Origin of the sequence: Actinoalloteichus caeruleus DSM 43889 (genome assembly GCF_000429185.2) — a bacterium.
Lineage (GTDB): Bacteria > Actinomycetota > Actinomycetes > Mycobacteriales > Pseudonocardiaceae > Actinoalloteichus_B > Actinoalloteichus_B caeruleus.
Window position 1 is genome coordinate 2,572,951 of the sequence record NZ_AUBJ02000001.1, and the last position, 23,383, is coordinate 2,596,333.

Annotated in this window: 21 protein-coding genes; 3 read left to right on the plus strand and 18 right to left on the minus strand. The window is 73.4% G+C overall.

Going from position 1 to position 23,383, the window contains the following annotated elements; all coding sequences use genetic code 11:
• Positions 1-52 precede the first annotated feature (52 nt).
• The 9 genes from G443_RS09285 to G443_RS09325 form a co-directional block, all read right to left on the minus strand.
• Positions 53-1,273: an argininosuccinate synthase gene (locus tag G443_RS09285; protein WP_035275508.1), complete on the minus strand. Its 1,221-nt coding sequence runs from the start codon at positions 1,271-1,273 to the stop codon at positions 53-55.
• Positions 1,274-1,307: 34 nt separating this feature from the next.
• Positions 1,308-1,898: an arginine repressor gene (locus G443_RS09290; RefSeq protein ID WP_035275506.1), complete on the minus strand. Its 591-nt coding sequence runs from the start codon at positions 1,896-1,898 to the stop codon at positions 1,308-1,310.
• Entirely contained in the window at positions 1,895-2,857 is a 963-nt protein-coding gene (argF, locus tag G443_RS09295; protein ID WP_051313830.1) for an ornithine carbamoyltransferase, read from the minus strand. The genes G443_RS09290 and argF overlap by 4 nt, the downstream gene beginning before the upstream one ends.
• The gene (locus G443_RS09300) at positions 2,857-4,089 is read right to left on the minus strand and encodes an acetylornithine transaminase (protein WP_026418455.1); all 1,233 of its coding nucleotides are present in this window, start codon (positions 4,087-4,089) and stop codon (positions 2,857-2,859) included. The genes argF and G443_RS09300 overlap by 1 nt, the downstream gene beginning before the upstream one ends.
• Positions 4,086-5,084, minus strand: coding sequence for an acetylglutamate kinase (gene argB / locus G443_RS09305; RefSeq protein WP_026418454.1), 999 nt, complete (start codon positions 5,082-5,084; stop codon positions 4,086-4,088). The genes G443_RS09300 and argB overlap by 4 nt, the downstream gene beginning before the upstream one ends.
• Positions 5,081-6,292: a bifunctional glutamate N-acetyltransferase/amino-acid acetyltransferase ArgJ gene (argJ, locus tag G443_RS09310; RefSeq protein ID WP_051313829.1), complete on the minus strand. Its 1,212-nt coding sequence runs from the start codon at positions 6,290-6,292 to the stop codon at positions 5,081-5,083. The genes argB and argJ overlap by 4 nt, the downstream gene beginning before the upstream one ends.
• The gene (gene argC / locus G443_RS09315) at positions 6,289-7,320 is read right to left on the minus strand and encodes an N-acetyl-gamma-glutamyl-phosphate reductase (protein WP_026418452.1); all 1,032 of its coding nucleotides are present in this window, start codon (positions 7,318-7,320) and stop codon (positions 6,289-6,291) included. Before argC ends, argJ begins: the two co-directional genes overlap by 4 nt.
• A 726-nt stretch (positions 7,321-8,046) precedes the next feature.
• Positions 8,047-8,466, minus strand: coding sequence for a PPOX class F420-dependent oxidoreductase (locus G443_RS09320; protein WP_051313846.1), 420 nt, complete (start codon positions 8,464-8,466; stop codon positions 8,047-8,049).
• 141 nt (positions 8,467-8,607) lie between these two features.
• The gene (locus tag G443_RS09325; protein ID WP_051313828.1) at positions 8,608-8,949 is read right to left on the minus strand and encodes a hypothetical protein; all 342 of its coding nucleotides are present in this window, start codon (positions 8,947-8,949) and stop codon (positions 8,608-8,610) included.
• Positions 8,950-9,341: 392 nt separating this feature from the next.
• Here G443_RS09325 and G443_RS09330 point away from each other — a divergent pair, with 392 nt between their 5' ends.
• Positions 9,342-10,322, plus strand: coding sequence for a hypothetical protein (locus tag G443_RS09330; RefSeq protein ID WP_245588753.1), 981 nt, complete (start codon positions 9,342-9,344; stop codon positions 10,320-10,322).
• A gap of 534 nt (positions 10,323-10,856) precedes the next feature.
• Here G443_RS09330 and G443_RS09335 read toward each other — a convergent pair.
• From G443_RS09335 to pheS, 3 genes are all read right to left on the minus strand, one after another.
• The gene (locus G443_RS09335; RefSeq protein WP_162147295.1) at positions 10,857-12,395 is read right to left on the minus strand and encodes a wax ester/triacylglycerol synthase domain-containing protein; all 1,539 of its coding nucleotides are present in this window, start codon (positions 12,393-12,395) and stop codon (positions 10,857-10,859) included.
• A gap of 363 nt (positions 12,396-12,758) precedes the next feature.
• On the minus strand, positions 12,759-15,308 hold the full coding sequence (pheT, locus tag G443_RS09340; protein WP_026418448.1) for a phenylalanine--tRNA ligase subunit beta: 2,550 nt from the start codon (positions 15,306-15,308) through the stop codon (positions 12,759-12,761).
• Positions 15,309-15,358: 50 nt separating this feature from the next.
• Positions 15,359-16,426, minus strand: a complete 1,068-nt coding sequence (pheS, locus tag G443_RS09345) for a phenylalanine--tRNA ligase subunit alpha (RefSeq protein WP_026418447.1) — start codon at positions 16,424-16,426, stop codon at positions 15,359-15,361.
• Between the two features lie 392 nt (positions 16,427-16,818).
• Between pheS and G443_RS09350 the strand changes: the two genes are divergently transcribed.
• Positions 16,819-18,477 carry a DUF262 domain-containing protein gene (locus tag G443_RS09350; protein WP_051313827.1) on the plus strand — a complete coding sequence of 553 codons (1,659 nt, stop codon included), beginning with the start codon at positions 16,819-16,821 and terminating at the stop codon, positions 18,475-18,477.
• Positions 18,478-18,489: 12 nt separating this feature from the next.
• Here the strand turns inward: G443_RS09350 and G443_RS09355 are convergent, their stop codons facing one another.
• From G443_RS09355 to infC, 6 genes are all read right to left on the minus strand, one after another.
• Positions 18,490-19,236, minus strand: coding sequence for an rRNA methyltransferase (locus G443_RS09355; protein ID WP_026418446.1), 747 nt, complete (start codon positions 19,234-19,236; stop codon positions 18,490-18,492).
• 201 nt (positions 19,237-19,437) lie between these two features.
• Positions 19,438-20,271, minus strand: coding sequence for a TrmH family RNA methyltransferase (locus G443_RS09360; protein ID WP_026418445.1), 834 nt, complete (start codon positions 20,269-20,271; stop codon positions 19,438-19,440).
• A 95-nt stretch (positions 20,272-20,366) separates the two neighbouring features.
• Positions 20,367-21,188 (minus strand): TrmH family RNA methyltransferase, encoded by an 822-nt coding sequence (locus G443_RS09365; protein ID WP_081715370.1) that lies wholly within the window; start codon positions 21,186-21,188, stop codon positions 20,367-20,369.
• A 62-nt stretch (positions 21,189-21,250) separates the two neighbouring features.
• Positions 21,251-21,634 carry a 50S ribosomal protein L20 gene (gene rplT, locus G443_RS09370; protein WP_016700250.1) on the minus strand — a complete coding sequence of 128 codons (384 nt, stop codon included), beginning with the start codon at positions 21,632-21,634 and terminating at the stop codon, positions 21,251-21,253.
• A 134-nt stretch (positions 21,635-21,768) separates the two neighbouring features.
• Positions 21,769-21,963 (minus strand): 50S ribosomal protein L35, encoded by a 195-nt coding sequence (gene rpmI / locus G443_RS09375; protein ID WP_026418443.1) that lies wholly within the window; start codon positions 21,961-21,963, stop codon positions 21,769-21,771.
• 103 nt (positions 21,964-22,066) lie between these two features.
• A complete protein-coding gene (gene infC, locus G443_RS09380) occupies positions 22,067-22,660 on the minus strand; it encodes a translation initiation factor IF-3 (protein ID WP_081715358.1) in 594 nt (197 codons plus the stop codon).
• Positions 22,661-22,906: 246 nt separating this feature from the next.
• Between infC and G443_RS09385 the strand changes: the two genes are divergently transcribed.
• Entirely contained in the window at positions 22,907-23,266 is a 360-nt protein-coding gene (locus tag G443_RS09385) for a DUF1844 domain-containing protein (RefSeq protein ID WP_051313845.1), read from the plus strand.
• Positions 23,267-23,383: the final 117 nt, after the last annotated feature.

Below are 23,383 nucleotides of genomic sequence, written 5' to 3' on the forward strand. Positions count from 1 at the left end.
GGCGGGCGACGCCGGCTCCTCCCGTGGGGCCGGCGTCGCCCGCGTGTTCGCGTCAGTCCCGGCTCTGGGGCGGGGTGTCGCCCTGGAGGTCGCGCTTGGCCGCGATCTTGCTGGGCAGGCCCCACAGCTGGACGAAGCCCTTGGCCAGCGACTGGTCGAAGGCGTCGCCCTCGTCGTAGGTGGCCAGGTTGAAGTCGTACAGCGACTGCGAGCTGCGGCGACCGGTGACGGTGGCCCGGCCACCGTGCAACACCATCCGGACGTCGCCGGTGACGTGCTCCTGCGAGCTGAGCACGAAGCTGTCGAGGGCGTTCTTCAGCGGGGAGAACCAGAGGCCGTCGTAGACGAGTTCGCTCCACCGCTGGGCCACCTGGCGCTTGAAGCGGGCGAGGTCCCGTTCGAGGGTGACGTTCTCCAACTCCTCGTGGGCGGTCATCAACGCGATGGCGCCCGGCGCCTCGTAGATCTCCCGGCTCTTGATGCCCACCAGCCGGTCCTCGACCATGTCCAGCCGGCCGACGCCCTGGGCGCCGGCGCGCTGGTTCATCTCCTGGATGGCCTGGAGCATGGTGACCTTGGTGCCGTCGATGGCGATCGGGACGCCCCGCTCGAAGGTGATGACGACCTCGTCGGCCTCACGCGGCTGGGCGGGGTCGGCGGTGTACTCGTAGACGTCCTCGATGGGCGCGTTCCAGATGTCCTCGAGGAACCCGGTCTCGACGGCGCGGCCCCAGACGTTCTGGTCGATCGAGTAGGGGGACCGCTTGTTGACGTCGATGGGGAGGTCGCGCTCCTCCGCCCAGGCGATGGCCTTCTCCCGGGTCCAGGCGTAGTCCCGGACCGGGGCGATGACCTGGAGGTCGGGGGCGAGCGCGCCGATGCCGACCTCGAAGCGGACCTGGTCGTTGCCCTTGCCCGTGCAGCCGTGGGCGACCGTGGTCGCCCCGTGGTACTTGGCGGCCTCGGCGAGGTGCCGGACGATCAGTGGGCGGGACAGGGCCGACACCAGGGGGTAGCGGTCCATGTAGAGCGCGCCGGCCTGGAGGGCGGGCAGGCAGTACTCGTCCGCGTACTCGTCCCGGGCGTCCGCGACGACGGCCTCGACCGCGCCGCAGGCCAGCGCCCGCTTGCGGATGCTCTCCAGGTCCTCGCCGCCCTGGCCGACGTCCACGGCCACCGCCACGACCTCCGCGCCGGTCTCCTCGGCGATCCAGCCGATGGCGACGGAGGTGTCCAGCCCACCGGAGTAGGCCAGCACAACCCGCTCAGTCATTGTTGCTCTCCAGTCACTACTGCGATCGAGGTGATCAAGTCTTGTCAGTGTCGGTTGCGCCCTGGTCGGGGCTTGAGGTCCCGATGGGGTTCGAAGCGGGTGCGGTGCCGCCTCCGCCGCGCTGGCCGCCGGCTCCCACCGCCAGCGCGTTCACCCGCCTCGCGAGGTCCGCCCCGGTGAGGGGTTCCCTGGCGACGAGAAGCACGGTGTCGTCGCCGGCGATGGTGCCGACGATGTCGTGCAGTGCGGCCCGGTCGAGCGCGCTGGCCAGGAAGTGAGCCGCCCCGGGTGGGGTGCGGATCACGGCCAGGTTGCCCGAGGAGTCCACCGAGACCAGTAGCTCACCCAGCAGGCGGGCGAGCCTGGTCGTCCCGCCCTCCACACCCCGGACCGGGCTGCCGTCCTCCGGGATGACGTACACGGCGGCCCCGCCGTCGGCGCCGCGCAGTTTCACGGCGCCGAGCTCGTCGAGATCCCGGGACAGGGTGGCCTGGGTGGTCTCGATTCCCTCGGCGGCGAGCAGCGCGGCCAGTTCGGTCTGGCTGCGCACCGCCCGTTGGGCCACCAGTTGGGCGATCCTGGCCTGCCTGGCGACCCGGGTGGCCGCGGTGGAGGAGCGGGTCATCGTGAGGTCCCCTCGGACCCACCGTCGACGGCGACGTCGCCGTCCGCCAGCAACCACCAGAGTAGTGCCTTCTGGGCGTGCAGCCTGTTCTCCGCCTCGTCCCAGACCAGGCTGTGCGGCCCGTCGAGCACCTCGTCGGTGATCTCCCAGCCCCGGTGGGCGGGCAGGCAGTGCAGGACGGCGACCCGCTCGGCCGCGCCGGCCAGCAGCGAGCCGTTGATCTGGAAGGGTCGGAAGGGGCCGACGCGGTCCTTGCCGTCGTTCTCCTGGCCCATCGACGTCCAGGTGTCGGTCACCACGACGTCGGCTCCCTCGACCGCCCGCGCCGGGTCGTGGTCCAGGCGCACCGAGCCCCCGGTGTCGGCCGCCCGCCGGTTGGCCGCCTCCAGCACCGAGGCGAGCGGGCGGAAGCCCTCGGGAGCGCCGACCCGGACGTGCATGCCGGCCGTCACGCCCGCGAGCATGAGCGAGTGCGCCATGTTGTTGGCGCCGTCCCCGAGGAAGGTGAGGGTCAGGCCGGCCAGCCGCCCGTGGTGCTCGCGGATGGTCTGGAGGTCGGCCAGGGCCTGGCAGGGGTGGAACTCGTCGGTGAGCGCGTTGACCACCGGCACGGCGGAGACCGAGGCCATCGCGTCCATCCTCGCCTGGGCGAAGGTCCGCCACACCACGGCGTCGACGTACCGGGACAGCACCCGTGAGGTGTCCTCGATCGTCTCCTCGCGGCCGAGCTGCATGGTCCGGCTGTCGACGGTGATCGGGTGGCCGCCGAGCTGCGCGATGCCGACCTCGAACGACAGCCTGGTCCTGGTGGAGTTCTTCTCGAAGATCACCGCCACCGACCGGGGGCCGGCCAGCGGCCGCGAGCCGAGGGGGTCGGCCTTGAGCCGGTCGGCGAGGTCGAGCACGGCGGTCTGCTCGTCCGGGGTCAGGTCGTCGTCGCGCAGGAAGTGCCGCGGCATCAGGGGGTCCTCTTCGCAGTGGTGTGGTCGGGGTCGGTGGGGATCCGGTGCGCGACCGCGTCCAACACGCCGGGCAGCGCGTCGAGGAAGCGGTGGGCGTCCTCGTGCGTGAGCACCAGCGGTGGGGCGAGGCGCACGCAGTCCGGTTGGACCGGGTTGACCAGGTAGCCGGCCTCGGCCGCCTGGTCGGCGACCTCGGGGGCCACCGGGCGGGTGAGCCGCAACCCGAGCAGCAGGCCCACTCCCCTGGCGCCGGCGACCAGCGGGTGGTGGAGACCGTCGATCCGGCGCGCGATGTCCTTGCCGAGTTCGGCCACGTGGTCGAGCAGGCCCTCGTCGGCGATGGTGCGCAGGACCGCCAGGCCAGCGGCGCAGCACACGGGGTTGCCTCCGAAGGTGGTGCCGTGCTGGCCGGGTTCGAGCAGGTGGGCCGCCTCCCCGCTGGCGACGCAGGCGCCGAGGGGGAGACCGCCGCCGAGGCCCTTCGCGAGGGTGACGACGTCGGGGACGACGTTCTCGGCCTGGAAGGCGAACCAGCGGCCGGTGCGGCCGACCCCGGTCTGGACCTCGTCGACGACGAGCAGCGCTCCGACGGAGCGGGTGATCTCCCGGGCCGCGGTGAGGTATCCCTCCGGGGGGACCACCACGCCGCCCTCGCCCTGCACGGGTTCGAGGACGACGGCAGCGGTCCGCTCGGTGACGGCGGCGCGCAGCGCGGCCACGTCGCCGTAGGGGACGTGCCGGACCCCCGGCGGCATCGGTTCGAAGGGAGCCCGCTTGGCGGGTTGCCCGGTGAGGGCGAGCGCGCCCATCGTGCGGCCGTGGAACCCGCCCTCGGTGGCGATGATCTCGGGCCGGCCGGTGCGCCTGGCGATCTTGAACGCGGTCTCGTTGGCCTCCGCGCCCGAGTTGGTGAACAGCACCCGTCCCTCGGAGCCGAAGCCGGTGTGGTGGAGGAGGAGTTCGGCGAGGTCCAGCGCTGGTTCGGTGGCGAAGAAGTTCGAGACGTGGCCCAGGCGGGCGACCTGCTCGCTGACGGCACCGACCACGGCCGGGTGGGCGTGGCCCAGCGCGTTGACGGCGATCCCCGAGTAGAGGTCCAGGTAGCGGCGGCCCTCGGCGTCGGTGACGTGCGCGCCCCGCCCGCTGACCAGCGTGCGGCCGGGAGTGCCGTAGTTGTTCATCAGCGCGGCCCGCCACCGCTGCCGCCCCTCGCTGTTCGATCCGCTCATGCCTGGTCTTCCTCGTCCTGTCCTCCCGAGGCACCCTCGGGTTCACCGGGCAACACCATCGTGCCGACCCCCTGCTGGGTGAAGACTTCCAGCAGCACGGAGTGGGCCAACCGGCCGTCGATCACGTGCGCGGCGGGGACGCCGCCGCGCACGGCGCGCAGGCAGGCCTCCATCTTGGGGACCATCCCGCTGGCCAGCCCCGGCAGCAGCCGCTCCAGCTCGGGCGCTGTCACCCTCGTCCGCAGCGAGGAGCGGTCGGGCCAGTCGGCGTACAGCCCCTCCACGTCGGTGAGCACGACGAGCTTGGCCGCGCGCAACGCCACGGCCAGCGCCGCCGCCGCCGTGTCGGCGTTGACGTTGTGGACGACGCCGTCGGCGTCGGGGGCGATGGTGGACACGACCGGGATGCGTCCGGCGTGCATGATGTCGAGGACGGCCTCGGGGTTGACCTCGACGACGTCGCCGACCAGGCCGATGTCCACCGGTGCCCCGTCGACCACCGCGGGGCGGCGGGCGGCGGTGAAGAGGCCGGCGTCCTCGCCGGAGATGCCGACCGCGTAGGGCCCGTGGGCGTTGACCAGTCCGACGAGTTCGCGGCCGACCTGGCCGAAGAGCACCATCCGCACCACGTCCATGGTTTCCGGCGTGGTGACGCGGAGCCCGCCCCGGAACTCCCCCGGGATGCCGAGTCGACCGAGCATCGCGCTGATCTGGGGTCCGCCGCCGTGCACGACGACCGGCCGCAGGCCCGCCAGGCGGAGGAACACCATGTCCTGGGCGAAGGCCCGTTTGAGCTCCTCGTCGACCATGGCGTTCCCGCCGTACTTCACCACGACGGTGGCGCCGTGGAACCGTTCGAGCCAGGGCAGGGCCTCGACGAGCACCGCGGCCTTGGCGGCGGCCTCCCCGAGGCGGTCACTGTCGTTCCCCGGCGTCGCGTCGGCCGGGTGCCCGGTGGCCGGTGTTCCCCCGGGGTCGGTGACGTGGCCGCTCATGAGGAGTACGCGCTGTTCTCTTCGACGTACCCGTGGGAGAGGTCGGTGGCGAGGACGAAGGTGGCGTCGTCCCCGACGTGCAGGTCGACCTCGACCAGGATTTCCGGGCCGCTCAGGTCCGCCTCGTGGCGTTCGGCGGCCTTGACCCCGCCGGCGCAGAGCAGGACACCGTTGAGCCGGATGTCCAGGCGGTTGGGGTCGACCTCGGCGTCCGCGCGACCGACCGCCATCGCGATGCGGCCCCAGTTCGGGTCGGACCCGAACAGGGCCGTTCCGACGAGGTGGTCCTCGGCGATGGTGCGGGCCACGCGGACCGCGTCGCCCTCGGTGGCGGCGCCGACGACCTCGATGCGCACCCGTTTGGTCATCCCCTCGGCGTCCGCCTGCAGCTGTGCCACCAGGTCGGCGCAGACCTCGGTGAGCGCTCCCGTGAAGGCCCCGGCGTCCGGGCTGACCCGCGAGGCCCCGGAGGCGAGCACCAGCACGGTGTCGTTGGTGGAGGTGGAGCCGTCGACGTCGAGCCGGTGGAAGGTCCGGGCGACGGCCGCCCGGAGCGCGAAGTCGAGCAGTGAGGAGTCGACCACGGCGTCGGTGGTGATCACCGAGAGCATCGTGGCCATGTTGGGCGCGCACATGCCGGCGCCCTTGGCCAGGCCGCCGACCGACCAGCCGGCCGGGTGGGTGGTCGAGACCTGCTTGGGCCGGGAGTCGGTGGTCATCACGGCGGTCGCGGTGTCCAGGGCCGCCTGGTCGGAGGTGGCCAGCGCGTCGGCGGCGGCCTCCACCCCGGGGAGCACCCGGTCCATCGGCAGGCGTTCCCCAATGAGCCCGGTGGAGCAGACCGCGACCTCGCCCGCGCCGACACCCAGCGCCTCGGCGACCCGCTCGGCGGTGGCGTGGGTGTCCTGGAAGCCCTCCGGGCCGGTGCAGGCGTTGGCGCAGCCCGAGTTGAGGACGACGGCCCGGACGCGGCGTTCCTGGAGGACCTGCTGGGACCAGAGGACGGGGGCGGCCTTGACCTGGTTGGTGGTGAACACGGCGGCGGCCACGTCGGCCGGTCCGTCGTTGACCACGAGCGCCAGGTCCCGGTCGCCCGACTCCTTGATGCCGGCGGCGATCCCGGCGGCGCGGAACCCGGCGGCGGTGGTGACGCCACGCGAACGGTCCAGGGTGAGTCCGCCCGGGTTCGTTGGGGGTGGTGTGCTCATGGTGCGACTCCCACGGTCGACAGTCCGGTCGTCTCGGGAAGCCCGAGCGCGAGGTTCATGCTCTGCACGGCGCCACCGGCCGTGCCCTTGGTGAGGTTGTCGACGGCGGCGACGACGACGAGGCGGCCGGCGTCGGGGTCCACGGCGACCTGGAGCTGGACGTTGTTCGCCCCCAGGGTCCCGGCGGTGGTGGGCCAGGTGCCCTCGGGGAGCAGTTGGACGAAGGGCTCGTCCCGGTAGGCGTCCTCGAAGACCTCCCGGACGCGTCGCGGCCCCGAGGGCGCCGCCGTCAGCGGCGCGCTGCAGGTGGCGAGGATCCCCCGGGGCATCGGCGCGAGCACCGGCGTGAAGGACACCCGGACGTCGCCGTCGACGAGGGCGGTGAGGTTCTGCGCGATCTCCGGGGTGTGCCGGTGGGCCCCGCCGACGCCGTACGCGCTGGCGGACCCCATGACCTCGGCCGACAGGAGGTGGGGTTTGAGCGCGCGGCCCGCCCCCGAGGTACCGGTGACGGCGACCACGACCACGTCGGGTTCGACGAGCCCGGCGCGCAGGGCTGGGGCCAGCGCGAGGGAGACCGCGGTCGGGAAGCAGCCGGGGACGGCGACTCGTCGGGCACCTCGGAGCCGATCGCGGGCGCCGGGCAACTCGGGCAGTCCGTAGGGCCAGCTGCCCGCGTGGTCACCCCCGTACCACCGCCGCCAGGCGTCGGCGTCGGTGAGCCGGAAGTCGGCGCCGCAGTCCACGACGAGCGTCCCCTCGCCGAGCCGATCGGCGATCGCGGCCGAGTGGCCGTGGGGCAGGGCGAGGAACACCACGTCGTGATCGGCGAGCCGCTCCGGGGAGGTCTCCGCCAGGACGCGGTCCGCCAACGGCGCGAGCTGCGGGTGGTGCTCCCCCAGCCGCGATCCCGCCGAGCTGGCCGCCGTCAGCGCGCCGATCTCCACTTCGGGGTGCGCGAGCAGCAGCCGAAGCAGCTCACCACCCGCGTACCCGCTGGCTCCGGTCACGGCCACCCGAAACGTCATGTGGATGATTATGCACATTCATGCAATATCAATCAACGTCGTGGTGACCCAGCCAACTCCCCGCCCCGGGACGGCCGGGGGCGGAACGCGCTCGCCGCACCACCACGACCCGGGGCCGTCCCGACGTTCCCGCCGGCCACCACGGCGGCAGGCGAACGCCACCCATGATGCCCGCCATCCGGGGGCCGCCGCTGGCCGCCGACCGGGTGGTCGTCGCCACCAACCCGCTCCGCCGCGCCGCGCCCCCGGCGGCCGCACGTCGCCGCGCGCAGCCCGCCCGGTCAGCCGGCCACGCCGGACGGCCCGCGCTCGCCCCACACCCCTCCCGACCACAGCCGAACTCGGGACGTGGCCGCCCACGAAGCGCGGACGACACGTCAGGGGCCCCCGCCGACCAGGACGACACCGGGTACGCCCCCCTTGTCGGCCGCACCCGCCTCTCGCACCAACCGCTGAGGGCGTCCCGGCCGGACAACCACCCTGGCGACGCCCGGCGGCGGCAGGACCGCGCCCACCGTCGCGCCGCGACCAGGCGCGGCGCGCACCTCCCGGGCGCCCCTGCCACTCGACTCCCAGCTGGATCCGCCCCCGGGCGCACGACACCGGTCCGGTGCGGGTGACCCGTCGCCTCCCGAAGGGCGGGCCAGCGAACCGGCGGCCAGAGGCGCGGCGGCTGGTGCCGCGGCGGGGCACGGCCAGCGCCCGGCAGGACCTGGTGCTCGTCGATCAGCCGCCAGCGGGAGTGATCCGCACCCCCACGGTTCCGGTACGCCCTCGCCGCAGGGTGCTCAGGGTGACGACGAGCCACCCCAGCGGACCGTAGCGACGCGAGACCAGGCGACGGGCGCGGTCGCTGTCCTCGGGGCCGAGGACGACCGCCCGTCCGCCGGTTTCCGGGCCGGTCACGCGACCCCGCACGTCGCACGGGGCGAGGCGCACCGTGGGCGTGTGCCGGATGCGCTTCACCTTCCCGGAGTCGGCGACCGTCCACACGACGAGCGCGTCCCCGTCCCTGGCGAGCCACACCGGCGTGACCACCGGTTGACCGGACCGCCGGAAGGTGGTGACCGCCAGGTACCTCGCCGCGCCCAACCGGTCGAGCGCCGGGTTCCCTGGCCCGGTGCCAGCCTGACGCGGCTCCTCCACCCCACCACCGGGGTCGGGCCGGGCGCCGTCGGGGTGGTGCGACCGGCCGCTCCTCGGCACCGGGGCCGCCCGCGACCCGTCGGCCCACCCTCCGCTCCGGTTCCACTCACCAGCCCCATCCCTTCGGTCGTCGCTCACCCGTCACCGTGGACGCGGGCCCTCGCCTCGGTCGTCGGCGGCCGGCCCCGGCTCCCGGCGCGGCTCGTCACGGAGCACCCGCCACGCCACCCGCTCGCCGCGCTCGACGGCGGCGACCTGCTCGGGGGCCAGCACCCGGTCGAGTTCCGCTCGTGCCGCCCTGACGAGCACGATGAGCTTCTTCGCCACACCTCGCACCTGGCTGCCGCGTGGAGCGGGATCGACGAACACCGGGCGCGCGTCGGCGATCAGGCGCCGGTACCGGTCGTTCAGGGTGGCGTGCCGGTCCAACAGCTCCATCGCCGTCTCCAGCGGGGAGAGGTCCGGCGTCTCCTCGGTGCGCACCGCCCCAGCCTAGGCGCCCGGCACCGGGGGCGGCGTTCCCGACTCCACGGCGCGGTGGACGGGCCCACCGCGTCCGGTCCACACCGGACGCCGCCCCTCGGCCAGCCGGTGGCGGCGGAGCGGACCCGGCACGGGGCGATCGCCTCCCGGGGACGCCCGGCGGGACCGGGGCCACGGGAGGACGTCGAACGGACCACCGCCCGGAGGGCGGCCGGCCTCGAACGGAGGTACCCGCGGCGCGCTCGCCGGGGAGCCCGTTCCCCCAACAGGAGGACCGGTCGCCGGCCGGAGACGCGCGGGTCCGGCACGGCGTGTCGGACGCCGCCGGCGTGTTTGATCACAACGCGGACACAGGCTGGCTCCCGGCATGTCAGCGGCTCTAGAGTCCCCCGGTGCGCTTGTTCAGCAGACGGAGAAGGCAAGCCGGTCCCGAGGAGATGGTCCTCGGCCATCCGTACGACGACACGGTCCTGGACGCCGCCGTCGAGACCGGTTCCCTGGTCGCGGCGCGCACCGTTCTCGAGGAGTGCAGGGACGACCACGAGACCCGCGCCCTGCGCACCGACGTGCTCGGCCGGGCGTTCATCGGCCGGGCGGACGAGATCGCCGAGGCCGCCTCGGCGACCGGTGATCCGGAGCTCTGGTTACTCGCCGGCAGCGTCTACCGGCACGAGGCCTGGACCGTGCGCGGCGACGGCGTCGCCGAGGACGTGGGGCACGACAGGTACCAGATCTTCTTCGCCACCCTCCGCAAGGCCGTGGCCCCGCTGCACGAGGCCGCCGCGCAGCTCCCCGAGGACCCCTGCCCCTGGATGGTGCTGGTGTGCGTGGGCCAGGGCCTCCAGGTCGACCGCGAGCAGCAGGACGAGGTGTGGTCGGAGACGGTGCTCCGCTCGCCCACCCTCTACCCCGCGCACTGGTACCGGGTGCAGGCGCTCGCCGCGAAGTGGGGCGGCTCCCACGAGGCGAGCCTGCGCTTCGCCCGGGAGACCGTCGCCCGCGCTCCCGCCGGGCACCCCCTCACCGCCGTGCTGCCGCTCGCCCACTTCGAGGTGTACCTGCACAACCTCGAGGAGACGTTCCGCGCCAGGAGGCGCGTGGAGTACTTCCGGATCCACACCCGGTACTTCGAGGACAACGCCGGCGAACTCGTCGACGCGTCCGACAAGTGGTCCAGGGACCCGGTGCCGCACCCGCGCGCGAGGGAGGCCCACAACCTGTTCGCGGCAGCGCTCTCCCAGGCCGGGGACCTGCCCAGGACCCGCCGCCACCTGCTCGGGATGGAGGACCGGCTGCACCCAGTCCCGTGGGCCTACCTGGGCGACCCCGAGCAGGAGTACCGGCGCACCGCCTCCCGCTACCTGCTCACCTGAACACCCGCCCACCGGTCCGCTCCTGGCCGTCGGATGGCGGGCCCGCCCGACGAGTTCCCGTGGTCGGTGCGCGGTCGCGCCGTCTCGGGTCCTCCGCCGTCAGGGCTCACCCGCACCAGGTGCCCGCGCACTCGGCCGCCGGTGGAACGCCGAACCCGGGTGAGAGGTGGCGGCGCGGGTTCCGCTGACGCCACCCCGGGGCCCGGTACTCGCCGCCGCCCCCACGGGCCACGCCGGGCCGGTATCCGGCGGCGAGCGGACCACCCGTCCCGCCCTGGTGCGCCGTCGCTCGTCAACCGCCCACCGCGCCCGGTACGGCGCGGGGCCGCTCCCGAGCACCGCCACACCACACCACCGGCCGGTGACCCTCGCGCCGCGTCCGCGACCCGGTCTCCGCACCCGACGACCGGCCCCCACTCCGGCTGAACCGGGAAGCACACTCCCCTCCGCCAGGGCCGGGTTCCGCCGGGCTCCGTTCCGGTCCGTTGCCGACACCGGTCGTCGCGCCGGGGCGGCACCGGGACCCGGCGCCGCTCAGGTGTCGGCCGCTACGCCGGTGTCCGACAGCGGCTGCCCCGGCCCCGCACCGTGCCCGGAAGTCCCGATGCCCGGAGCGGGTGGCGGAGCCGTGTCCGAGGCGGGAGGGCCGTCCACGGCCGGCTCACCGGAGCCGCCCGTGGCCACGACGGCTCGCGACGGAGCGGGGGGCGCCGCCTCTGCCGGCGAGGCCGGTTGATCGGTCTCGACCCCCAGCGCCGCCGCGAGTTCGCCCAGGGCGGCGACCCACCGGCCGGGGAGGTCACCATCCACGTCGGCCGCGCTGGTGTCGACCACGGTGAGGGTCCCGACGCCGCCGGTGCTGGCGAACGCGACCGAGAGGCCCAGCGCCCGGTAGGTCATCGGCAGGAGGGCGACCCGGCGGACCCCGCTCGCCCCGACACGCAGCGGTTCGACCGGGCCCCGAAGGTTCGTCACCACGCAGTGGAACGTCCGCGACCGGCAGTAGAGGTGGTGCGGGAGGCCCAGGACGAGGTTCGGCAGGAAGTCGGTGAGGCGGAGCAGGGCGGCGACGTGCCAGGCCCGGCGGGTGCTCTTGATGCGGGCGGTCAGGGCGTGGACCGTGGTGAGCAGCCGGGCCGGATCGGCCGCGTCCGCGCCACCGTCGCCCAACGGGATCCGCACCCGCACGGGCGCGAGGTGGTTGCCGAGCGGAGGGCGGTCGCCGTCGCCGGTGTCCACCGGCATCAGCAGGCTCAGTTCCGCCGGCGGACGTTCCCCCCGGACCAGCAGGTGCCGGGTCACCGCGATCGCCCAGGCGGTGAGGAACACGTCGTTCACGGTGACCCCGGCGGCCCGGGCGAGGTCGGTCAGCCACGACAGCGGGACATCCGCGAAACGCCACCGCCGGGGCGCACCGGCAGGTTCCAGCGGGGGCGCGGGATCGGTGCGGCTGAGCAGGTCCCGGCAGACGATCCCCATCCCTCGCCACGGGTTGCCGGCCCGCCTCGGGGCGGCGCGATCCCCGCCCGGGGGCGACGCCCCCTCGCCGAACACGTCCCGCAGCAGCCGGACGACGTTCACACCGTCGTGGGTGGCGTGCCGAACCCGCACGACGACGGCGAACTCGTCGTCGGCGTACCCGGTGACGAGGGAGATCCGCCACGGGTCCCGCTCGGGGACGGGTTGGGGCAGCAGATCCGCGAGCACCTCCCGGAGGCCGTCCTCTCCGGAGCCGTCCGACGGGACGAGGTGCTCGACGAGGCGTTCCACGTCGGGCGTCCGCTGCGGACGCCAGCGCGGATGCCGCACCAGACCCGACCGGCCGAGCCCCCACCGCAGGCCTGGCGTCGCACCCACCCGACCGGCGATCTCGGCGCGCAACTCGGCGACGCCTGGGGGGGTGCCCCGCACTTCCAGCACCGCGCCGACGTCGGCGTGCGCCCCGCTCCGCGGCCGGGCGTAGGCGAGGAAGGAACCGTCGAGGCCGGTGAGGCGCCCAGTCCTGGGACCGCCCAGCACCGGCGGCACGCGGTCGGTTCCTCTCGAGGGCGCCACGTCGGTTGGGTCGGGCACGGGCCACTCCACGGTCGTCGGGGCCGGAACGGGCGGACGGCGGACCGGCGACCCCGGGTGGGGTGACCGGCGCCGCCACGAGCCCCGAAATCCTACCGTGCGTGATCAACGGAGGACTATCGGGCACTCACCGTGAACACCTCGCCTGCGGCGTGAGCCCGCCGGCGAGCGCGGCACCGCGCCTCTCGCACGGGCCGACACCGCCGCGAGTCCCCTCCCCCGGACCTGAGGGGAGCCGGTGTCGGGCCCCGGGGCCGTCGCCCGGCTCCGACCGGAGTACCGCCCCGAGGCCCACACCTCCGTCGACCCGCGGGAGCGGGGCCGGACACCGCAGTCGGACGGCCGACCCCACCTCGGACGTCCTCAGCCCCGGAGGGTCGCGCCGAACCGGTCGGCGGCGGCGGCCACCGCGGCGTCCCGGGCCTCGGTGGCCTCCTCGACCGTCAGCGTGCGGTCGGACGCCCGCAGCCTCAACGCGAAGGCCAGGGATCGCTTGCCCGCGCCGAGCTGCTCGCCCTCGTAGACGTCGAACAGCCGGGCCTCCTCCAACAACGGCCCCGCGCCGGCGCGCACCGCCTCGGTGACCTCGGCCGCCGGGACCGAGGCGTCCACGACCAGCGCCAGGTCGAGCAGGACCGGCGGGTAGGCCGACACCCGGGGCGCCGGCCGGCGTTCGACGAGGGGAAGCGCGTCCAGGTTCAGCTCCATCGCGCAGGTCCTCGCCGGAAGGCCCAGCGCCGACACCACCTTCGGGTGCAACTCGCCCGCATGACCGACGACCTCGTCGCCCACCAACAGCTCGGCGCACCGACCCGGGTGCCACGGCGCGTACTCGGCCGACCGCACCCGCAGGGGGACCTCGGCGTGCCGTGCCACCAACCGGGCGGCCTCGACAGCGTCAGCCCACCCGGCGGCACGCCCCGAGCCCCACCACCCCGGGAGTTCCCGCTGCCCGGCGAGGACGACGGCGACGTGCACCGGCTGCTCGGGCAGCGCCGCGTGCAGCGCCCCGATCTCCTCGTCCGACGGCCGCCCGGTCGCCGCCACGGGGGGCACCGGGGGCTGCTCGTCCTTCGCGCGGAAGACCTGACCGACGTGGAACAGCGCCAGGTCCCGGCGGCCACGGGACACGTTGCGGGTGACCGCGTCCAGCAGGCCCGGCAGTACCGTCGTCGTCAGCTCGGCGCGGTCCGCCTCCAACGGGTTGAGCAGCGACATCGTCCGACGCCGCTGGTCGTCCTCGTCGAGGCCGAAGTCGTCCCACACCGAGGAGGACACGAACGGGAACGGCAGGGTCTCCACGTAGCCCGCGTGCGCGAGCGCCTTCGACACGGCGCGCTGACGCCGCTGCCCCGGTGTGAGGCCCCGACCGGCCGGCGCCGTCGGCAGCACGGAGGGAATGGTGTCGTAGCCCTCCAGCCGCAGGACCTCCTCGACCAGGTCCGCGGGTTGGACGAGGTCCGGCCGCCAGGTCGGCGGCAGCGCCGTGACCACCGCGGCGCCCTCGACGGTGCTGACCTCGATGTGGCAGCCGATCTGGCTCAGGCGCCGGGCGGTGACACCCCGTTCGTAGCGGACACCGGCGACCCGGTCCGGCAGGTCCAGGGCCATCGTGACCGCCGCCGGCCGGCGGATGGCGCCGAGATCGGTCCGCCCCCGGTGCACCGTGGCCTCCCCGTAGCGGACCAGCAGCGTCATGGCGCGCTCGAGGGCCTTGGCCGGCAGGGCGGGGTCCACGCTGCGCTCGAAACGCTTCGCGGCCTCGCTCGGCAGCTTGTGCCGCCGCACCGTCCTGGCGATGCTCGCCGGCTCCCAGCTCGCGGCCTCCAACAGCACGTCCGTGGTGTTCGGACCGATCTCCGTCGTCTCACCGCCCATGACGCCGGCCAACGAGATCGGCCCCGAGTCGTCGCAGATCACCGTGTCGTCGGGATCCAGATCCCTGGTCGTCCCGTCCAGGGTGCGCAGCTTCTCGCCCGGCTCCGCGCGCCGGACGACCAGGTCACCGCGCAGGGCGGTGGTGTCGAAGGCGTGCAGCGGCTGCCCGAGTTCGAGCATGACGTAGTTGGTGACGTCCACGGCCAGGGAGATCGACCGGATACCGGCCAACATCAGGCGCCGCCGCATCCACCACGGGGTGGGCGCGGTGGGGTCGAGACTGGTCAACCGGGTCAGCACGAAGCGCGGGGCGCGGTCCTCGTCCCGGATCGAGGTCGGCCAGGCCTCCCCGGCAGCCTCCCGGACGTCGACCTTGGCCGGATCGGCGAAGGGGGTGTCGAAGGCGCAGGACAGTTCCCTGGCCAGTCCGCGAACCGAGAAGCAGTAACCCCGGTCCGGGGTGATCGCGAGTTCGATCACCGTGTCGTCGAGGCCCAGCAGCCCGGCGGCGGGGGTACCCGGTTCGGCGGTTCCCGAGGGGAGCACGAGGATGCCGGTGTGGTCGTCGCCGAGGCCCAGCTCCTTGGCGGAGCAGATCATGCCGTCGCTGGTCCGACCGTAGGTGCGGCGCGCGGAGATCTCGAAGCCGCCGGGCAGCACGGTGCCGGGCAGCGCGACGACGACGAGGTCGCCCTCCCGGAAGTTGGTGGCGCCGCAGACGATCTCCCGCAGGTCTGGCCGCCCGACGGCGTCCTCGCCCGAGTTCCCGTCCGGCTCGTCGGCCTCCTGGCCCTGGTCGGGGGACGCCGGCACGGTTCCGACCTCGACCCGGCAGTGCCGGATCGGCTTCTTGAACCCGGTCAGCTCCTCGATCTCGGCGACCCGTCCGATCACGAGGGGACCGGTGACCGGCTCCAGGGACGTGACGTCCTCCACTTCGAGGCCGACCCGGACGAAGGCGTCGGCCAGCTGCTCCGGAGTGGTGTCCTCCGGCAACTCCAGGTGCTGGGCAAGCCAGGAAACCGGGATACGCACGCGCTAGTGCCTTTCTGCGAAGAGGCGGTTGGTGACTCGCGGCCGAGCGCTCAGCCCTGGACGCCGAAGGGGAGGGTGAACCGGACGTCACCCTCGACCATGTCCCGCATGTCGGGCAGGCCGTTCCGGAACTGGAGGGTGCGCTCCAGGCCCATGCCGAACGCGAAACCGGAGTAGACGTCCGGGTCGACACCGCAGGCACGCAGCACGTTCGGGTTCACCATGCCGCAGCCGCCCCACTCGACCCAGCCGGCCCCGCCCTTCTTCTCCGGGAACCACACGTCGACCTCGGCGGAGGGCTCGGTGAAGGGGAAGAACGACGGTCGCAGCCGCGTCCGGGAGTCGGGACCGAACACGCCGCGCGCGAAGGCGTCCAGCGTCCCCTTGAGGTGGGCCATCGTGATGCCCCTGTCGACGGCCAGGCCCTCGACCTGGTGGAAGACCGGGGTGTGCGTGGCGTCCAGCTCGTCGGTCCGGTAGGTCCGGCCGGGGCAGACGACGTAGACGGGAAGCTCGCGGTCCAGCAGCGAGCGCACCTGCACCGGTGAGGTGTGCGTGCGCAGCACGAGGTCGGAGCCTTCCGGGGCGACGTGGAAGGTGTCCTGCATGGTGCGGGCCGGGTGGTCCTTGCCGAAGTTCAACGCGTCGAAGTTGAACCACTCGGTCTCCAGCTCGGGCCCCTCGGCGACCTCGTAGCCCATGCCGACGAAGACGTCGGCGACCGTCTCGGACAGGGCCGTGATCGGGTGCCGCGCCCCCGGGGCCACCTGGTCCCAGGGCAGCGAGACGTCGACGGTCTCCTCCCGCAGGACGCGCTCGTCCCGCTCGGCCTCCACGACGGTCAGCCGCTCCTGGAACAGCGCCTCGATCCTCGTCCGCGCCTCGTTGACCCGCTTGCCCGCCTCCGACCGGGCGGCGGGGGGCAGGGCGCCGATCTCCCGACGCGCCGTCAGCAGCGGGGAGCGATCACCCAGGTGCGCCGGCTTGATCGCCCGGAGTTCGTCGAGGTCACCGGCAGCAGCGAACTCGGACGCCGCGTCCTCCACCGCGCGTGCCAGGGTCTCCGGCGCGAGTGCGGCGACCTCCTTGGGGTCGTAGCTGTCGTTGGCTCCGGACATGGCCGCGGTTGACTCCCGGGTCGCAGGGGTGCTGAACAGTCCGATCCTAAGCCGTCGGTTCACCCCCTCGTCGACCGCATTACGGACCGCGCTCACCGGTGCCCGAACCCGCACCCCGAGTGACATCTGGTTCCGGGAGCCGCGATCAGGAGCGCGGACGCGCGTGCACCCCTGATGTCCGCCGGGCATCCCAGGCCGACACGCGACCGCGGTCGGCGGTCAGCGTTGAGCCACGAGTCGGCGGGCAGGCCGTCTCCGAATTCTCGCCCAGCCACGCGACGGGGAGCGACCGCGTTTTTCGCGAAAGGACTACCCGGAAGGGGGATAGCGGGGAGTAACGAGCTGAACCATCATTCCTGGGATATTTCCCCGCGAATCCCCCAGGTGTTGAGATGACCGATTCGCTCCAGACACGACCGACGGCGACCACCTTCGACCTGGAGAAACTCCTGGGCGAAGCCTGGGCGGGCCGCCTGCGGATACCGCACTTCCAGCGGGAGTTCCGCTGGGACCGGCAGGACGTCATCCGCCTCTTCGACAGCATCGTTCGCGGGTACCCGGTGGGCAGCCTGCTCCTGTGGTCCCGGCCCGCGGCTTCGCAGCTGCTCAAACTCGGCCAACTGGAGATCGAAGCACCGGCCACCAACGAGGCCCTGTGGGTCGTCGACGGCCAACAACGCCTGACAAGCCTGGCCAACGTGCTGCATCCGGACGGTGCCAACGACCCACGATTCCGAATCGCCTACGACCTCCGGGCCAGAGAATTCTCGCTGCGCCCTCACAGCCAGGACCCCTGGGTCGTCCCGCTTCCGGTCATCTTCGACCTCCAGAGACTCCTCCGCTGGTTCGCGGAGCATCCGGAACTCACCGAGCACCTCGACGAGGCCACCTCCCTCGCCAGGAAAATCCGGCAATTCAGCGTGCCGGCCTACCTGGTGAAACACGACGAGGTAGCCGTCCTCCAGGACATTTTCGATCGGATGAACAACTACGGGAAGCGACTGCGACGAGCCGAGGTGTTCTCCGCGCTGTACGCGGGCGACGAGAACTCCCACGAAAGCAACCTGACCATCGATGGAATCGCCAACGCCATCAGTGGAGGGCTCGGTTTCGGGCTCCTGGACAGCAACACGGTCCTGCAGGGAGTACTCGCCAGAAGAGGCCCTGATGTCGCACGTGATCTCCGGGTCGAGTTCAGCAACCACGAGCGCCGGGGCGTGTTCGACTTCCGGGGAGAGGATCGCGACACCGCCTTCGCCGCCGGGGCCCGGGCGCTGGAGCGAGCCGTCGTCTTCCTCCGGGAGGAGGTCGGGGTCCCGCACGTGAGCCTGCTCGCCTACCGCTACCTCCTCGTAGTCATGACCCGTTTCTTCGCGCACCATCCGGAACCATCACGACGGTCGCGCGTCCTGCTGGCCCGGTGGTATTGGCGGGAGGCCGTTCGTGGTCCGCTCACTGGGCGGGGCAGCGTGATGAGCACGGTCCGCGCGTTGTGCGCGAAGGTCCGGTCCGACGACGAGGCCGCGTCGGTGTCGGCGCTGGTCGACGCCGCGGATACTCCCCCCGGCGGCTTGCGGGCGCCGACGCTGACCAGGTTCAGGACGAACTCGGCGGAGACGAAGATCCTGCTGAGCGCTTGGTGGTCTATCGGACCCCGTTCTCCGATCACCGGCCAACGGTATGGGCACTCCCAGCTGTCCTCGTTCCTCGGGGACAGCCCCACCGCGGCGTCGGCCTCACCCCAAGTGGTCCCGCGGCGGAGCCTGAAAGAGGAGCACCAGGACTGGGCCGCCAACAGGGTTCTCCTGCCGGACGAGGCGGTACCCGTCAACGAACTCGACAGCTGCCTGGCCGTGCGGCCAGGGGAGGTCACGCCGGACACCTGGCGCCTCGTCCTCAGGTCCCACGGCCTGACGAACGAGACCGAACGACTTCTCCTCGAGGAGAGGTGGGACGACTTCATCGAGTCCCGGACCGAGGTGCTCCAGGACGATGCCGCGAGGTTCGTGGCCGAGAGGTGCGCATGGGACTCGGAGGCGCCCGAGGACTGACGCCCGGCGACGTCAGGACGGATCGACGACCTGGCCGGCCCGGAGGAGGGCGACGGCCCGGGTACCGACGCGGAGCGACCCGGCGGGGCGCGGACCGGCCAGCGGGACCTTCCGACCTCGGGTGGCCACGACGAGCACCGTCTCCGCCGGGACGACCGAGGCGACCGCGCCCAGCATGCCCGCCGTGCCACCCGAGGCGCCCGGGCCGAGCCAGTCGGTGCGCTCCCCGTAGGGGACGTCGGTGACCACGATGTCGGGCGGACCATCCCGGAAGCGGTCGGCCACGGCGGGCGCCGGATCGAAGGCATCAGCCGCCAGGACCGTCACCGGTACGTCCCCGCCCCCGGCGAGACGGGCCCGCAGCCGCAGCGCGGTGTCGGCCGTCTCCCGGTAACCGGGTTTGCCGTGCCGCTCGGCGAGGGCCCGCAGCTCGGCCGCGCGGGCGGTCAGGCCCCGGTCGCTCAGCAGGGCGAGGTTCGCCCGGGCCAGGGACAGCGCGCGCTCGTCCAGGTCGGAGGCCACCACGGCGGAGAGGGCAGCTCGGTGCAGGAGGCCGAGCACGGTCAACAGGTAACCACTGCCGCAGCACGGGTCCCACACCGTCACCGGTCCGGACCGACCCCGCAGGGCCACCGCCCGTTGGAACACCTCGGAGGCCAGGCGCACCGGGAACGCCGGTAGCCCCGGTGCCGAGCGGAGCACGGCCCCGCTGGCGAGGTCCTGGTAGTTCTCGCGGGTCACCGCGTGCTGGTAGCCCACGGCCGGTCTCCCTCCACCTCGGGGGTCGGCGTGCGGTAGTCCTGGCGAGAGCGGCCGCCTCGGAACGCGGGGGCGGCACGCCCCGGCCGCCCGAGGCGCGGGCCTGGGCGGGCACCGCCCAGCTCCCGCCGCCGGTCCGGCCGGCCGACGCCCCCGGGGCGTCCGAGGGCCGGGGTGGGCGTCCGCGGCCCCTCACCGTGCTCACCGTGCGCGCGGTGCCCGTGCCCGCTGCCGCGCGGCCTCGTAGAGCGCGACGCTGCCCGCGTTGGCGGCGTTCAACGAGCTGGCCGCACCGGTGATCGGGATGCGGACCAGCACGTCGCAGGCCTCCCGCCACGCCGCGCTGAGGCCGGTGGTCTCGTTGCCCACGAGCAGCAACGTCGGACCGGTGAGGTCGTACTCGTCGATGTCCACCGTGCCGTGCTCGTCGGTGCCGACGACGGCGAGCGGCAGCCCGGTGTCCCGCGACGATCCGACCCACCTGGCTACCTCGCGGTGGCTGGGCGATCGGACGACGGGCAGGGAGAACAGCGATCCGGTGCTGCCGCGCACCGACCGGGGGTCGTAGGCGTCGGCGGAGTGCCCGGTGGTGATGAGACCGGAGGCGCCGAAGGCATCGGCCGACCGCACCAGGGCACCGATGTTGCCCGGGGTGGAGGGGCGGTCGAAGACCACACCGAGGAAGTCCGGCCCGGTGACCAGGCGGTCGAGGTCGTCGGGGCGCTGTTCGACGACCGCCACCAGCTCGGGGGTCTCCTCGGCTTTCTCACCGAGTTCGCGGAGCAGGTCCGGGGCCATCGCGACACGCTCCGCGTCGACGCTCCCCAGCAGCTCGCTGGCCCAGCGGGAGAGCCGTCGCTCGTGGTCGAACAGCAGGCTGCGCACCCGCCAGCCGTGCTCGACCGCGAGGGAGATCGGGCGAACGCCCTGCACGACGAACTCGCCGGCCCGTTGCCGCTTGGTGCGGTTGGTGAGCAGGGCCTGCCACTGCTGGAAGCGTGCGTTGCGGGTGGTGATCCGCAGCGGTTTCGCCATCTCGCCTCTCCGTGCGACGCCCCCTGCCGGGGCGGAAGGGATGTCGGTGGCCCCAGGGGGCTGGTGCTCCGGGGCCGGGCGGCCGGGACGACGGGTCAGGGACGCGGCGCCCGTTGCTCCCTGGCCGTGGCGTAGAGGCAGACCGCGGCGGCCGTGCCCAGGTTCAGGCTCTCCGCCGCCCCGTACAGGGGGACGCGGACGGTGGTGTCCACCGAGGCGAGGACCTCGGCTGGCACCCCGTGGGCCTCGCTGCCGAAGACCCACGCCGTCGGCCGCCGGAGGGTGGTGGCGACCTCCTCGTCGTGGAGGTCGGCGTCGCCCTTCCCGTCGGCGGCGACCAGTCGCAGGCCCGCCGCCCGGCAGGCGCTCGTCACGGCGTCGAGATCGCGGGACCGAGCGACCGGCAGGTGGAACAGGCTTCCGGTGGACGCCCGGACGCACTTGCCGTTGTGCGGGTCGACGGTGTCGCCCGCGAAGACGACCGCGTCGGCACCGGCGGCGTCGGCCACCCGGAGGACCGTGCCGGCGTTGCCCGGGTCCGCGATACCGGCGAGCACGGCGACCAGCCTCGGCTGACCGTTCAGCGCGGCCCGGAGCGGAACCTCCACCAGGTCGCAGACCGCCACGATCCCCTGGGGGGTGACCGTCTCGGACAGACCGTCGGCCGCGCGCTCGGTCAGCGGGCTCACCGGGACCCCGGCGACGTGGGCCGAGGCCACCAGCTCGGGATTGCGCCCCGAGGCCGGGTCGGTGACGAAGAGCTCGTGCACCCGGCCCCCGCCGTCGGCGGCCCACCGGAGCGCCTCGCGGACCGCCTGCGCGCCCTCGGCCAGGAAACGGCCGGCCCGCTCCCGGCCGGTCCTCCTGGTCAGCCGCCTCGCGGCGACGACCCGGGGCGTTCGTTCCGTGTACCGGATCGAAGCGTCCCCGGGTCGTGGTCCGATGTCACCCGTCTGGCGGGCGCCGGTGTCCCTGCCGGTCAGGCGGCTTCCTCGGCTGCCGGGGTGGCGGGCAGGTTGGCCTTGGCGACCTCGACCAGCGCGGTGAAGGCGGCCGGGTCGCTCACGGCGAGCTCGGCCAGGATCTTCCGGTCCACCTGGACATCGGCGAGCTTCAGGCCCTGGATCAGCCGGTTGTAGGTCAGGCCGTTCTGACGAGCGGCCGCGTTGATCCGGGTGATCCACAGCTTGCGGAAGTCGCCCTTGCGCGCCCGCCGGTCCCGGTAGGCGTAGTTGAGCGAGTGGAGCACCTGCTCCTTGGCCTTGCGGTACAGCCGGGACCGCTGGCCGCGGTAACCGCTGGCCAGTTCGAGAGTCGTGCGGCGCTTCTTTTGGGCGTTGACCGCCCGCTTGACGCGTGCCACGGTTCCGTCCTGTCGATCTCTCGGAGCGGCATGACGCCACTCCTGGGGGTCTGGGTCAGTGCTGGTTGCGGTGCCGCGCCGTCCCGTCCGCCGCCCGAGGCGGGGTCAGGTGGCGCGGAGCACGCCGGTCCGTCTCAGAGACCGAGGAGCTTCTTCACCTTGGGCACGTCGTTCTTGGCGACGACGGCGGTGCCCTCCAACCGGCGGGTGAGCCGGGTCTCCTTGCGCTCCAGGAGGTGGCGGCGGCCAGCGCGCTCGCGGCGCAGCTTGCCGGTACCGGTCACCCGGAAACGCTTCGATGCACCGCTGTGCGTCTTCTGCTTCGGCATGTCCGTCCTCAATCGTTCGTCCCACCCGGGTGACCGAGCGGGTCAGCGGCGATCCGGCAGCCCGGGGGCTGCCGGACCACGCTGGGCGTGCCGGCGCGCTCGGTTACTCCGAGTCGCCCTTCGCACGCGTCGGCTTGGCGTTCTTGTGCGGGGCCAGCACCATGATCATGTTGCGGCCGTCCTGCTTCGGAGTCGCCTCCACGAAGCCCAGCTCGGCCACGTCGTCCGCCAACCTCTGCAACAGTCGGAAACCCAACTCGGGCCGGGACTGCTCACGACCGCGGAACATGATGGTCACCTTGACCTTGTTCCCCTGTCCGAGGAACCGGGCCACGTGACCCTTCTTGGTCGCGTAGTCGTGCGGGTCGATCTTCGGCCGGAGCTTCTGCTCCTTGATCACGGTGAGCTGCTGGTTGCGACGCGACTCGCGTGCCTTCTGCGCGCTCTCGTACTTGAACTTGCCGTAGTCCATGAGCTTGCAGACCGGCGGGCGTGCCTGCGGTGCGACCTCGACGAGGTCGAGATCCGACTCACCAGCCAGGCGGAGGGCGTCCTCGATGCGGACGATCCCGACCTGCTCGCCGTTGGGTCCGACCAACCGGACCTCCGGCACGCGGATGCGGTCGTTGATGCGCGGGTCGGCGCTGATGGGGCCTCCTCGGTTCGTGCTCTTCGTACGTCTGCGGCCGGGGCCGATGGCCGCACCGTGAACGCCAGAAAGCCCCGGTGCTCACACACTCGGGGCCCGCGTTCCGACCGGTCCGCGCACGCACGGCGCACGCTCCCGCGTCCGACGCGGGAAGCCGGATCCCGTGCGGACGTGACGTCCGACGGCGATCCGGGGACCGGACCCGTCCACCTCGCGGCGATCCGGGTGGGAGCGGTGCTCCACTTGCCGCCCCCGCTGACGCGGAGGCTGGTCGCACGTGTCAGGGTACCAGCCGTGAACGAGCACCAGCCAGCAGACTCGGACGCCGAGCAGGACGTCCGCGAACTCTCCACGATCCCCAGCGTCGAGGTCATCAGCCGCGCCGCCGTCATGCTGATGTCCGCCGCCGCCGAACGGCTCGGGCTGGCCGACGAGGACCCGGAGCGGAGCGAGCTGCGGGACCTCGACGAGGCCCGCCGCCTCATCACCGCGCTGGCCGGGCTCGTCACCTCCTCGGTCGAGTACCTGGGCCCGCACGCCGCGTCCATGCGCGACGGGCTCCAGGCCCTGCAGAAGGCGTTCCGCGAGACGTCCCCCCACCCGGACGCGCCCGGAGCGGGCCCCGGGGAGAAGTACACCGGGCCGGTGCGCTGACCGGCTCCTCGTCGAGGGGGCGCTCGGCGCGCCCCCGCCTCGGGTGCCGCGTCACCCGGGTGGCGAGACGACGGGGGTCGGAGTGGCCGGCCGCCACCACGGCCGGCCACCCGCGCC

Coding starts and splice junctions, on each gene's coding strand:
- pheS (WP_026418447.1), bottom strand. CDS start 16,426: ATGTCCGGAGCCAACGACAGCTACGACCCCAAGGAGGTCGCCGCACTC.
- argC (WP_026418452.1), bottom strand. CDS start 7,320: ATGACGTTTCGGGTGGCCGTGACCGGAGCCAGCGGGTACGCGGGTGGT.
- rpmI (WP_026418443.1), bottom strand. CDS start 21,963: ATGCCGAAGCAGAAGACGCACAGCGGTGCATCGAAGCGTTTCCGGGTG.
- G443_RS09285 (WP_035275508.1), bottom strand. CDS start 1,273: ATGACTGAGCGGGTTGTGCTGGCCTACTCCGGTGGGCTGGACACCTCC.
- G443_RS09300 (WP_026418455.1), bottom strand. CDS start 4,089: ATGAGCGGATCGAACAGCGAGGGGCGGCAGCGGTGGCGGGCCGCGCTG.
- G443_RS09360 (WP_026418445.1), bottom strand. CDS start 20,271: ATGGCGAAACCGCTGCGGATCACCACCCGCAACGCACGCTTCCAGCAG.
- G443_RS09290 (WP_035275506.1), bottom strand. CDS start 1,898: ATGACCCGCTCCTCCACCGCGGCCACCCGGGTCGCCAGGCAGGCCAGG.
- argF (WP_051313830.1), bottom strand. CDS start 2,857: ATGCCGCGGCACTTCCTGCGCGACGACGACCTGACCCCGGACGAGCAG.
- argJ (WP_051313829.1), bottom strand. CDS start 6,292: ATGAGCACACCACCCCCAACGAACCCGGGCGGACTCACCCTGGACCGT.
- argB (WP_026418454.1), bottom strand. CDS start 5,084: ATGAGCGGCCACGTCACCGACCCCGGGGGAACACCGGCCACCGGGCAC.
- G443_RS09350 (WP_051313827.1), top strand. CDS start 16,819: ATGACCGATTCGCTCCAGACACGACCGACGGCGACCACCTTCGACCTG.